11 protein-coding genes are annotated in these 11,575 nt (G+C 62.0%); 4 read left to right on the forward strand and 7 right to left on the reverse strand.

The window, feature by feature from the left end; genetic code table 11:
• Window positions 1-43: 43 nt before the first annotated feature.
• Window positions 44-1,492, reverse strand: a complete 1,449-nt coding sequence (locus HB680_RS00310) for an ATP-binding protein (protein WP_213936627.1) — start codon at window positions 1,490-1,492, stop codon at window positions 44-46.
• A 567-nt stretch (window positions 1,493-2,059) separates the two neighbouring features.
• Between HB680_RS00310 and HB680_RS00315 the strand changes: the two genes are divergently transcribed.
• Genes HB680_RS00315 through HB680_RS00330 form a run of 4 tightly spaced genes read left to right on the forward strand, consistent with a single transcriptional unit; the run spans window position 2,060 to window position 7,687 of the window.
• Window positions 2,060-3,406, forward strand: coding sequence for a hypothetical protein (locus tag HB680_RS00315; RefSeq protein WP_213936628.1), 1,347 nt, complete (start codon window positions 2,060-2,062; stop codon window positions 3,404-3,406).
• Window positions 3,407-3,441: 35 nt separating this feature from the next.
• On the forward strand, window positions 3,442-5,688 hold the full coding sequence (locus HB680_RS00320; protein WP_213936629.1) for an Ig-like domain-containing protein: 2,247 nt from the start codon (window positions 3,442-3,444) through the stop codon (window positions 5,686-5,688).
• Window positions 5,689-5,748: 60 nt separating this feature from the next.
• On the forward strand, window positions 5,749-6,210 hold the full coding sequence (locus tag HB680_RS00325; protein WP_213936630.1) for a curlin: 462 nt from the start codon (window positions 5,749-5,751) through the stop codon (window positions 6,208-6,210).
• Between the two features lie 28 nt (window positions 6,211-6,238).
• Window positions 6,239-7,687, forward strand: coding sequence for a curlin (locus tag HB680_RS00330; protein WP_213936631.1), 1,449 nt, complete (start codon window positions 6,239-6,241; stop codon window positions 7,685-7,687).
• Window positions 7,688-8,515: 828 nt separating this feature from the next.
• Here the strand turns inward: HB680_RS00330 and HB680_RS00335 are convergent.
• Genes HB680_RS00335 through HB680_RS00360 form a run of 6 tightly spaced genes read right to left on the reverse strand, consistent with a single transcriptional unit; the run spans window position 8,516 to window position 11,573 of the window.
• Window positions 8,516-9,376: a CsgG/HfaB family protein gene (locus tag HB680_RS00335; protein WP_213936632.1), complete on the reverse strand. Its 861-nt coding sequence runs from the start codon at window positions 9,374-9,376 to the stop codon at window positions 8,516-8,518.
• A gap of 31 nt (window positions 9,377-9,407) precedes the next feature.
• Window positions 9,408-9,827, reverse strand: coding sequence for a curli assembly protein CsgF (locus HB680_RS00340; protein ID WP_149658700.1), 420 nt, complete (start codon window positions 9,825-9,827; stop codon window positions 9,408-9,410).
• The gene (gene csgE, locus HB680_RS00345; protein WP_213936633.1) at window positions 9,824-10,213 is read right to left on the reverse strand and encodes a curli production assembly/transport protein CsgE; all 390 of its coding nucleotides are present in this window, start codon (window positions 10,211-10,213) and stop codon (window positions 9,824-9,826) included. The genes HB680_RS00340 and csgE overlap by 4 nt, the downstream gene beginning before the upstream one ends.
• Window positions 10,210-10,746 carry a type II secretion system GspH family protein gene (locus HB680_RS00350; RefSeq protein WP_213936634.1) on the reverse strand — a complete coding sequence of 179 codons (537 nt, stop codon included), beginning with the start codon at window positions 10,744-10,746 and terminating at the stop codon, window positions 10,210-10,212. The genes csgE and HB680_RS00350 overlap by 4 nt, the downstream gene beginning before the upstream one ends.
• Complete coding sequence (locus HB680_RS00355) at window positions 10,721-11,095, reverse strand: type II secretion system protein (protein WP_054054499.1); 375 nt, start codon at window positions 11,093-11,095, stop codon at window positions 10,721-10,723. The genes HB680_RS00350 and HB680_RS00355 overlap by 26 nt, the downstream gene beginning before the upstream one ends.
• 4 nt (window positions 11,096-11,099) lie before the next feature.
• A complete protein-coding gene (locus tag HB680_RS00360) occupies window positions 11,100-11,573 on the reverse strand; it encodes a type II secretion system protein (RefSeq protein ID WP_213936635.1) in 474 nt (157 codons plus the stop codon).
• Between the last annotated feature and the right edge of the window lie 2 nt (window positions 11,574-11,575).

Genomic DNA, 11,575 nt, shown 5'->3' on the forward strand with positions numbered 1-11,575 from the left:
CTGGGGAATGACACCCGCTAACGGGGAAAGTTCATCCCCGTTTTCAGGGGATTAATTTAAACGACAGACGGACGCAAGTGCCCTCGCCTTCGCGGCTGCCGAGGGTCACCGCACCGCCAAAACGCTCCATGATCCGCTTGACCAGCACCAGCCCGACGCCGAGCCCGCCGGCCTTGGTGGTGAAGAACGGGCGGAAGGCCATGCTGCGCTGCTCTTCGTTCATGCCTTTGCCGGTGTCGCTGAGCACCACGCTCACGCCACGGGTATCGGTCGGTTCAAGGGTGATGGTCAGGGTGCCGCCCTTGTCCATGGCTTCCAGAGCGTTGGCCATCAGGCTGTTGAGAATCTGCGTCAGTTGCACTTGCTGGCTCAGGACCATCGGCGTCTGTCGCGGATCGAACACCACCTGCACCCCGGCCTTGGCAATTTGCTGCTCGAACGCCATCAGGCTGTCGTGGATCGCCGCCACCAGGTTCACCGGTTCCGGGTCATCGTTGAGCGGGCGCAAGGATTGCAGCAGTTCGCGAACCCACTTCGACATGCGATCGACCTGGCCGATGATGTCGTTGATGTTCTTGTGTGCCGGGCCGTTGTCGAACTCCAGGGCCAGCTCGGCGCTGGAACGGATGGTCGCCAGCGGATTGCGCAAGCTGTGCGCAACCGCCGAGGACATTTCGCCCAGGGCGACGAAGGTTTCATTGGTGATCAGTTGTTTCTGTTGCTGCGCCAGCAGAATCGCGGCGCGACGGACGATCCAGTACAAACCCAGGTAAATCAGCCCGCCGCCCAGGGCCGTGGCCAGCCAGATCAACGCCAGGCCGCGTTCGATGCGGTTGATCAGGTCCTTGGGCTCCTTGTAGATCTCGACCATCGCCGTGACGTTCTTGCCGTCGGCGTCGAACAGCGGAATGTAGTTTTCGATAAAGATGTAGTCCGGTGGCGTGATGAACTTCTGCTCCATCCGCGCCTGATCGACGTCGTGATAACTGGCCGAGACCGGGATCTTGAATTCGAAGGCGTGATCCAGATCTTCGTCGGCGTGAATCGTGGTGCCCATGAGTGCCGGGTTGGTGGACCAGATCACCATGCGGTCGGGGGCGTAGATGTTGGCCAGGATCACGTCCGGCAGGTTGGCGATGTGATCGAGGAATTCGTCCCTGGCATTGGCCCGCGCGGCGGGATCGACGTCGGGAAAGAACTTGTCCTGGCGCGGGTCGACCAGCTCGCCCATGGTCCGCACATTGGGGATCGACACATGCCGCACTTCGGCCGAGGCGATTGCCTGAATGAATTGCGCCGTTAACAAGGCATCGCGCTGCACGCTTTCGGTAATCACAAACTGCGTGGACACCGCCCCCAACGCCACCGCCACCGTCGCAATCACCGCCATGCTGATCAGCGAAAACCAGCGCAGCAGGTTGAACGGCTGCTTGCGCGAGCTCAAGCGAATGTCGCCTTCCTCTGGCCGGTGCGTTTGTGCGTGCATGTTCATTGGCGATGATCCAGGCGATTCCCCTATAGAGGGGGTATAGCCCAGTGTTTGGGGTTTGACCCAATGCAAGCAAGCTAAGCAAATCACCCCGTAGGAGCAAAGCTTACCCGCGAAGAACGATGACGCGGTGTGTCAGGCCTGGCGTCTTCGCGAGCAAGCTTTGCTCCTACAGGGACTGGTGATGCTGCAAATCTTGTGAACAACACAAAACAAATGTGGGAGCGGGCTTGCTCGCGAAAGCAATGTATCAGCCGACATTCATGCAACTGACACACCGCTTTCGCGAGCAAGCCCGCTCCCACAGGGGACGGTGTTGGCTTCAAATCTTCTGAACTCACTAAAACAATTGCAGGCGCGAGGCTTGCCCCATTCCCCACTGCCCCATCCACCCCCAATACTGGGGACACTCGCCCGTCCCGACATCCGGCCCTCAATCCCTCCAACCACGCGCAACGCCCGTACCCCGGCCCTCTCCCGCCCATTCCCGCCAATTGGTATGCAATTTGCGCTAGCCCCCTCAACTGGCCCGTCTCCAAGGGACAGGCATTCCGATAGAGGGCTTAACTCATGCACCCTTTACTGTCCAAAACCGCGGCCGCGCTGGTCGTTACCGCTCTTGCCCAAGGTGTTGCCCAGGCAGCGCTGTTTGCCGTCGACCCCGGCCCCTATGTGCCAGCCAACGGTTCGTTTGCCGCCTGGTATCAGGACACCCATGGTCGAACCCTCGACTTGTGCCTGTCCAAGGCACTCAGTTCCAGGGTTGCCAGCGCACCCGGTGCACCGTCCTACATGTGCCTGCTGGGTGCGGTCCCCGGCGTTTTCGACGACACGCAGCCCATCGTGTTCCCGAGCAACTTTCCCGATGAGGCGTTCTGGTTCACCGGCGACGGCTCAATCGTCGATGCGGCCCGGGGCATCGACCTGACCTTTGTCAGCGCCGTGGAAGCCGCCTTCGCCGCTGAAGAACCGGTGGAAGGCGACCAAGTCAGTTTTGGCCGCATCCGCATTCGGGTGGACGTGCCCACCGCCGGTGTCTACACCATCACCCACCCCTACGGCGTCGACATCTTTGACGTTCCCGCCGGAGGGCGTCGCGCCATCAACATGACCCGCGACATCGGCATCGGCACGCCGAAAACCTACGACGGCGCGCTCAAGAGTGACATCGGCCCGTTCCTGCGCAGCGTCAACGGCCCCTACACCGAGACCAACCCGGTCACCGGTCAAGCCGAGAAATTCGTGGGCGACCCGAACCTGGAAGAAGCCTTCACCGGCAGCCCTTTCAACACCAACTACATCCGCATCGAAGGGCCTAACGGGCTGGACCTGCGCACGACCGTGATGGCGATCTCCGGCAAGTTGTCGACGGTGGTTCGACCCACCCCGATCATTGCCGAGCGCAGCACTTACTCGCGCAAGGCCGGTGCCAGTGCCCCGGTGGCCCAGCAGGACGTGTTCGTCATGGCTCCGCCACCACCGGCCACCGTGACCCTGGACAGCAACAGCCCGGTGCTGAACCTGACTGAAGCCAACACCACCGGCCATTGGTACGCCCAGTCCGCCACCAACCCGACGTTGCCGAGCACCTTGCAGGTGACCGCCGACAACCACCTGGCCATCCCCACCAGCACGCCGACCACTGTCCCCACGCCATTGACTGATCTGGTGGTGATTTCGCAGGCCCAGTACAGCCTGAGCAGCGGGCAGCTCTCGATCGTGGCTTCAACCAGCGATGAAACTTCGCCGCCGGTCCTCACTGTCACCTCCGGCACGGGTGTCGCCATCGGCGCCCTCAGCGGCGACGGCGCGGTGAAATCCCTGTCGACCGGCATTTCGCCGATTCCACCGGCCAAGGTTCGAGTGACGTCATCCAATGGCGGCAGCGATACCGAAGAAGTGGTCATCGTGCAATGAACGCGCACCTGCCCAGATCCTCATCAGGAGGCATCATGAACAAATTGCCACGCCTGGCGCTCAACGCCCTGGGACTGACTCTATCGCTGTCCGGCAGTGCTTTCGCGCAGCTCGCTGCCGTCGACCCCGGCCCCTACACCTTTGCCACCGGCAAATTCCCGATGTGGTATCAGGACAACAATCTGCTGTCGCTGGAACTGTGCCAGTCGCGGGCGACCAGCTCGCGGGTAGCGAGCGCTCCTGGCGCGCCAACCTACATGTGCATCCTGAATCCGGAACCCGGATTTTTCGACGACACCCAGCCGATGGTGTTTCCGGATAACTGGCCACCGGAAGCGTTCTGGTACCTCGCCGAAACCAACATCGCCGATGTCGGCGGCTATGGCGTGGATGCCTACGTGGCCGGGGTAGAAGCGGCCTTCACGGCGGAAGACCCTATCGACGGCGATCAGGCAAGCTTCGCGCGGATTCGTCTGCGGGTGAACGTGCCTGTCGCCGGGACTTACACCATCACCCATCCGTACGGCGTGGAAACGGTCAACGTCACCGCGCCGGGCCGTCGGGCGATCAACATCACCCGCGACATCGGCATCGGCGCACCGGGCAATTTCAGCGGCGCGCTGAATGGTCAGGTCGGGCCGTTCCTGCGCAGCGTCAACGGGCCGTACACCGAAGTGAACCCGGACACCGGTTCCTCCGAGTCTTTCGTGGGCGACCCGAACCTCTCCGAAGCGGTCACCGGCAGCCCGTTCAATAACAACTTCCTGCGTGTGCAAGGGCCGGCCGGGACCATCCAGACCAACGTCTTTACCGTGTCCGGCAAGGTTCTCGACAACCGTGCGCAAACCCCGGTGGAAATTGGCCGCGCCACTTACCGCCGCACCGCTTCAGGCCCGGGCACCAGCACTACCCGGGTAGAAGTGTTTGGTAAATCAACCAACGGCTCGAGCCTGTGCTTCCGCGAAACCGTGGCCCTTGTACCCGGACCACCACAAACGCCCTGCCTGACCAGCATGCTCGGCGACAACACGGGCCTGTTCTTCGGCCAACGCCTGACGGGTGCCACCGTGCCTGCCGTGGTGGTGCTCACCGCGACCAACCCGGCCGGTACCACCCGGCCGACGGCAGTCTCGAGCAAGGTCACCGACCTGGTGAAAATCCAGACCGCGCGCTACAGCTGGAGCAACCACAGTCTGGTGATCGAGGCCACCTCCACTGACGAAGTGGCGGTGCCGGATATGGTCGCCCAGGGTTACGGACGCCTGTCGAAAACCGGCATCCTGCAAAAACTTACCGTGGCCGATCTGACCCAGCCACCCGCCACTGTCACCGTCAAATCCGCCTCCGGCGGCAGCGATACCGAGCCTGTCGTGGTGGTGGGTTCTGCACCGGACACCGGCGAGAACCAGGCGCCGATCGTGGTCGCCGACACCGGCAGCACCAGTTTCGGGGTACCGATCACCCTCAACCTGCTGGCCAACGACAATGACCCGGACGGCAACGTGCCGCTGAGCATTACCGCGCTGACCCAACCGGCTGCCGGGCAAGGCACCGTGGCCTTGAGCGGCACCACTTCGGTGGTCTACACCCCGCCAGCCGTGGTCAACGCGCCACTGACAACGACCTTCACGTACAAGGCTCAAGACGTCAAAGGCCTGGCCTCGACCGCTGCGGCGACCGTGACCATCACCGTGGCGCCGAATCGGCCACCGGTGGCCGTCAACGACAGCATCGCGACGTTGGGCGTAGCAATCCCGATCAGCGTGCTGGCCAACGACACCGATCCGGAAGGCAACGTGCCGCTCGGCGTCGCCAGCCTGACCCAACCGGCAGCCGGTCGCGGCACCGTCACCACCGACGGCACCGTGATCACCTACAACCCACCGGCCACGGTCACCACGGCGTTTACCACGACCTTCACCTACATCGCCCGGGACAGCTTCGGCGCCCTGTCGACGCCAGCGACGGTCACGGTGCAAGTCTCGCCACGGCCTGCTGCGGAAACCTTCGCGGTGACCACGGCCACGGTGTCGGCTCGCTCCAACAACCGCTTCACCTGGGACTTTGCGGGCACCTCATCGGTGATCACCGGCAACACCATCACCGTGCAGGTCACCACCCCGACCGGGCTGGTCACCCTGGGTACCACCACCGTGCCGGTGACCGGACGCTGGCGGTTGACGGTGAACAACAGCACCACGGTGGCCCCGTCGGCTAACCCGACAGCGACCATCCGCTCGTCCCAAGGCACCGTGCGTACCGTGACGGTCATCGCCAACTGAGCCCTCGCCCCACCCGCCGATCCGGTGGGTGGGGCCGGCCTCTTCCCACAGGACAACAGCATGAAAACGCCGACCGCCGCCCTGCTCTGCCTGCTTCTGCTTTGCAGCAGTGCGGGCGTGCGCGCCGACGATTTGATGGAAAACGACGACCTGGCGCCCAGCGCCGACCTCGGCGAGTTACCCGCGCCGATTGGCCAGCAAGCGCTGATCAACCAGCTCGGCCAGGCCAACGTCGCGTTGCTGCAACAGAACGGTCAGGGGTTGCTCGGACGGATCGTCCAGTCGGGCAGTAACCAGGAAGCCTACATCCTGCAACAGGGCAGCGACCTCATGGCACAGATCACCCAGCAAGGTTCTGGCAACGACGCCTCGATCACTCAGACCGGCAGCCACAACCGCGCGCAGATTTCCCAGAACGGCAATAACAACGACGCCAGCATCGACCAGGCCGGCACGGGGCTTTCCAGCGCCGTGACCCAGTCCGGTAACGGCATGAGCGTTTCGGTCAAACAATATCGCTAAGCACTGCAATCACCTTGGAGGTTTCATCATGTTTAAATTGACGCCCCTCACCGCTGCCATCCTGGTCATTGTCAGTGCCCAGGCCTTGGCCGACGACAGCGTGTCCACGCAGAACCAGCTCGGCACCGCCAACATCGCCGACGTGAAACAGACCGCGGCGCCGTTCAGCACCGCGACTCAACATCAACTCGGCCAGGGCAACGATGCCGCAGCCGTCCAAGACACTGCCACCGGCACCATCACCCAGGATCAAGTCGGCGACTACAACGCCGGTTACGCCGAGCAACTGTTCGAGAACGGCAGCAACATCACGCAGCAACAGGTCGGCAGCTTCAACACCAGCCATGCCAGCCAATCGATTGGCATGGGCGAAAACCAGGTGCTGCAACAACAGCAAGGCAGCGGCAACTTCTCGTTCGTCTATCAGGACAGCCAGGAAGCCACCAACGGCCAGACCTTCCAGTTCGGTGACAACAACGAAGCCAATATCGAGCAGATTCAGCTGGGCGTCGCCAACAACGCAGTGATCATCCAGTACGGCAGCACCAACTACGCCACCGCCGAACAGATCGCCCACATGGGCGGCCAGATCAACCTCAACCAGGCCGGCGAAGGCAACTACGCCTACGGCGATCAGCGCGATGGCATCGGCGGTACCGTGACCGTCAACCAGTTCGGCGACTTCAACGCCACCGAAGTCTGGCAAGGCGGACAAACTGCCAGCCAGGCCACCGTCAACCAATACGGGCAAACCAATGAAACCGTGGTCGACCAGAGCTTCGGCGAAAACAATAACGCCCAGGTGCTGCAAGTCGGCGACGTCAACGCCATCTATGCCGACCAGTTCGACTCCGTCGGCTCGGTCCTGGCGCTCTATCAGCAAGGCACCGGCAACGTGCACTTCACCTACCAGAGCGGCGACAGCCACGTACTCAACGCCACCTCCGTGGGCAACGGGAACAAGGTCTACGCCAGCGACTGGAAGGGCCCGCAACTGGGCGGCCAGTTCGGCAGCAACCAACGCGCGAACATCAGCCAGAACGGCACCAACAACGTGGCCAGCTTCAAACAGGATGGCGTCGGCCACATCATGACCACCCACCAGACTGGCACCGGCAACAAAACCACGGTCAGCCAGGCTGAAAACTACAACGAGCTGTACTTCGACCAGAACGGCAGCGACAACATCCTCATCGCCGACCAGCGCGGCACGACCAACCTGGCGCAGGGTTCTTCCAACGGAACCGGGAACAGCACTGAGTTCGACCAGTCCGGCACCGGCAACCAGGCGTTCACCACGCAGTTGTATGGCAGTGATAACCAGATCACTGTGAAGCAGGCTGACACGATGAACGTGGCGTACGTCACCCAGGGCGGGACCGGGAACATTGCCACTGTGGATCAGAGTGGTGTGACGCAAATGGCGACGGTTCAGCAGTTTGGCTCGGCTAACCAGGCGAGTGTTCTCCAGCAATAATCGCCCGGCATAAAAACCGCGGCCCTTGTGGGGTCGCGGTTTTTTTGTGCCTGTGAGATTGGGCGACTGTCCGGGCGCCATCGCGAGCAAGCTTGCTCCCACAGGGAGCCTGCGTCGGCCGCAGATCCTGCGAACGACACCGCCCCCCCCTGTGGGAGCGTGGCTTGCCCGCGAATACGGTGTGTCAGGCGGCAGTGTATTGACTGAGCCACCGCATTAGCGAGCAGGCTCGCTCCCACAAATGGGCTGAGTACATTCGCCAGGGATGTGTTGTCTGACACTCAGCCTTCGCGAGCAAGCCCGCTCCCACAAATGGCCTGAGTACATTCGTCAGAGATGGGTCGCCTGACACTCAGCCTTCGCGAGCAAGCCCGCTCCCACAGGGATTTGTGGTGGTCATGGAATTTGTGGCGCATGAAGATCAAGTGTGGGAGCGGGGCTTGCTCGCGAAGAACGATGACGCGATGCATCTGCCGGCCCCATCTGTGGCGAGGGAGCTTGCTCCCGTTGGGCTGCGTAGCAGACCCCTATCCGGCAAACGCCTGTCCACTGACACACTGCCCACTGTTCATCCCACACTGTAGGAGCTGCCGAAGGCTGCGATCTTTTGATCTTTGGCATTCGCGTCCAGGGAAGATCAAAAGATCGCAGCCTTCGGCAGCTCCTACACTAGCGCATGCATCCGCAAGAAACGGGTCGGCTGTCCGGACGCCTTCGCGAGCAGGCTCGCTCCCACAAATGGCCTGAGTACATTCGTCAGAGATGGGTCGCCTGACGCTCAGCTTTCGCGAGCAAGCCCGCTCCCACAGGGATAGCGGGCTGTCGCGGTTATTCGCTCTCCGGATCCATCTTGTTCTGACTCAGATACCGTCCCAACGTCTCGTCCTGCACGGGCGTGGAGTTGTCCCCCGCCACTTGCCACAGATGCCGTTCGATCCCCTGGGCCAGAAGGTGCCCCACCGCCGATTCAATCGCCGACAACACACACAACTGCGCCGGTTCGTTGGTGGTGTAGCCCACTTCAGCCTCAAGCAATTTCTTGAACTCGATAAACTTGAACACCCCGGCACTGCGGCCCACCGAGTAGATGGTCTTGCTGGTCATGACATTCGCCAGCACTTGCCCGCTGCGCACGTCCACCGCCCGCAGGTTTACCGAGACCTGGTCCACCCGATATTCCCGGGAGAGGTCGATCCCCAGATACCGCGCGCCTTCCCCGCCGCTGCGCACGTTGGTGTCGTAGGCAATGATTCCACCTTCAAGCATCAGGTTGGCCGCTTGCAGCGGTGGAAGTTCGCCCTGGATATTCACCGGGGTATTGGGTTTTTTCTGCGAGGCGCGAATGATTTTGCGTTCGGTCAGCAGGTTTTGCAGGCCTTCGCGTTCCAGCACCACAAACCAGCCGCTGGCCTGCAACGCGTCCATCAGCATGCTCGCGGCGCCCTGGGTCACGCTGGTGGAAAACGAGCTGGCCGGGGTCGGTTTGTATTGTCCGGTCTGGTCGCGAAAGCCGTACACCACGGCCATCAAGCGACCTTTGGGCCGTGGCATTTTCAGCAAGTCGTAATAGGTCGACGCCCGTGGTGTGAGGGTCGGTGATTCCGTGTCCTGTTCGGCCGGCATGGTGTCGCGCAAGCTGCAACCTTGTAATGCCGCCAACATCAGCCCTAGCACAATGATATTTTTCATGTCCTTCACTCCCCGGCAGCCTGAGTCCCTTTCAAGGGTTGAGGCCGTTCACCTGAATTTCCGAAACTTCACCGGTCGCTCGGTCGGTCACTTCAATGCTCAGTGCGCCGGAGTCGTCGATGACGTTGACGATAAAACTGTCGGTGGACAGGCTCCCGGTGTTACCCGTGGAGATGTTGTCCAGCAACTGCCCCAGCAACCGCGACTGCAATTGACTGGTGAAGCGTTCAAGGGCCGAGGTGCCTGCCACCGCCGTGCGGTTTTTCAGGTCCGGGTCGTCGTAATCGTTTTGCGCCTGGGCGTTGTTGAGCAGCCAGGTGCCGTTCAACGGGTTACCGCCGAACGATGGGTTGATCGGCGTGTAGACCAGCTCGGTGGCGTGGACCAGGCCGCAACTGCCCAACCCGAGGAGCCAAATGCCGGTGCGCTGTGAGAACGTTTTCTTGTTCATAATTCGTCCTTCTCCAGGTCGGTGGTGTCCTGCAATAACGTTTCCAGCTTGCGCTGGACGATCTGCCGGCGAACCCAGTCGGCGGCGTCGTACGCCTCGTCCTTGAGTTCCACGGTGTTCGGCGGCAGGAACCGCCGATAAACCAGGCGTTGTTGATATTCCACGGTCACCAGGCTGCCCCAGCGGGCCGAGGGTCGTTCGCGTACCACCAGGTTGAAATCCATCGGGCTGGTGGCGCGCAGGCGTTCACTGAACGAGTAGTAAAAGTCGTGGCCGATGTGGGAGATCGTGTCGTCGACGATAAAGCCCATCATTTCGTCCTCTTCACCGGCCGGGGCCAAAGGGCTCAGCAATATCAGCAGCAGCGCCAGGCAATATCGGTTCATGGCGTCAACGCCTGTGGGGCTGTTGACTGGGGCTTGGGCCCGGACGCGCCATCGAGGAAGGCTTTCTCGGCCACGAACTGCCAGTCCTTGTAGCTCGCCATGCCGACGAAATCCGACCATTGGCTGGGGAAATCCGTCTGCTTCAGCGGTGTTTCGGTGGATGGGCAATAGAGGCCGGTGATGCGTCCGTCGAAACCGCGCATCAGCGTCCATTCACCGCCGCCAATCGGGTCCGGATAGAGCTGGCGCAGATGATGTTTGGGCGATGGAAAACGCTCATCCTGCAACAGGTCTTGCAGCTCTTTCGGGTACTGCGCCAGCCCCGGCGAACTGCGGTAATAGCTGCGCAATGCCTGGGCGTATTGGGTGCCGACCCACAGCAACTGGCGCTCGCGATCCCGCCGCGAAGCGGTGGACCACAACTCCCCGGCGCTGGCCAGCCCCATGCCCATCAGCACAATCAGGAACAGCACGCCCAGGTAAGTGAAACCGCCCTCGCTGGCGGGCCTACCACTCGGAATAAAGGCTGCCATCACGCGCCCTCCCGGTAGCACCGCTTTTGATATCGGCCACTGCGCCCGGCACACCGTCCGGCGGCGCGACCAGGACCCAGAGGTCTTTGCGTTCGGCAATCGGATCGGTCGGCGGGTTGCGCAAATAACGCTGCTCAACCAGTTGCTCGATGGAGTCGGGATAGCGCCCGGTGTCGCCGTAATAGTGATCCAGCGCCTCGCGCATGGCCGACAGGCTCTGGCGCAGCGTGGTCTCTTTCGACGCCTCGAGGCTGCTGAAATAGCGTGGCAAGGCAATGGTCATCAGCGTGGCGATAATCGCCATCACCACCATCAGTTCCAGCAGGGTAAAACCCTTTTCCCGACGCATAGGTTCACCACTCGCGGTAGGCAATGCCGTTGAGGCCCTTGCCCCGGGCCTTGGAGTAGACGTCAAACACGTCTTCGCCTTCCCGTGGGTTCTGAGCCGTACTGTCGTAGGAGCGCAAGCCCCAGCCACCGTCGTCGTTACGCTTGACCGGCAGCAGCGGGTCATGGGGCACCCGGCGTAAAAAGTAAAACTTGGCACCCTTGGCGCTGCGCACATCGCGCACGCCGTCCACCAGCACTTGCAGGTTCGGCGGGTAGCCGCTGCTGGCCAGCGACTTCTCGATATAGCCGGCGTCGAAGGCGCGCTTGTAGGCATCGATGGCGTCGCGAATCTGGTACAGCGCCGCGCGCATGTCCTGCTCCTTGCCACGCCGCACCACGGTTTCGGTCAGGGGCGCGGCCATGCCGGCCAACAGGCCGACCAGGGCCAGCGTCACCACGACTTCAATCAGGGTAAAACCGCGCTGGGAGGCGTTCATGA

Origin of the sequence: Pseudomonas sp. dw_612 (genome assembly GCF_018449725.1) — a bacterium.
In the GTDB taxonomy this organism is placed as follows: Bacteria; Pseudomonadota; Gammaproteobacteria; order Pseudomonadales; family Pseudomonadaceae; genus Aquipseudomonas.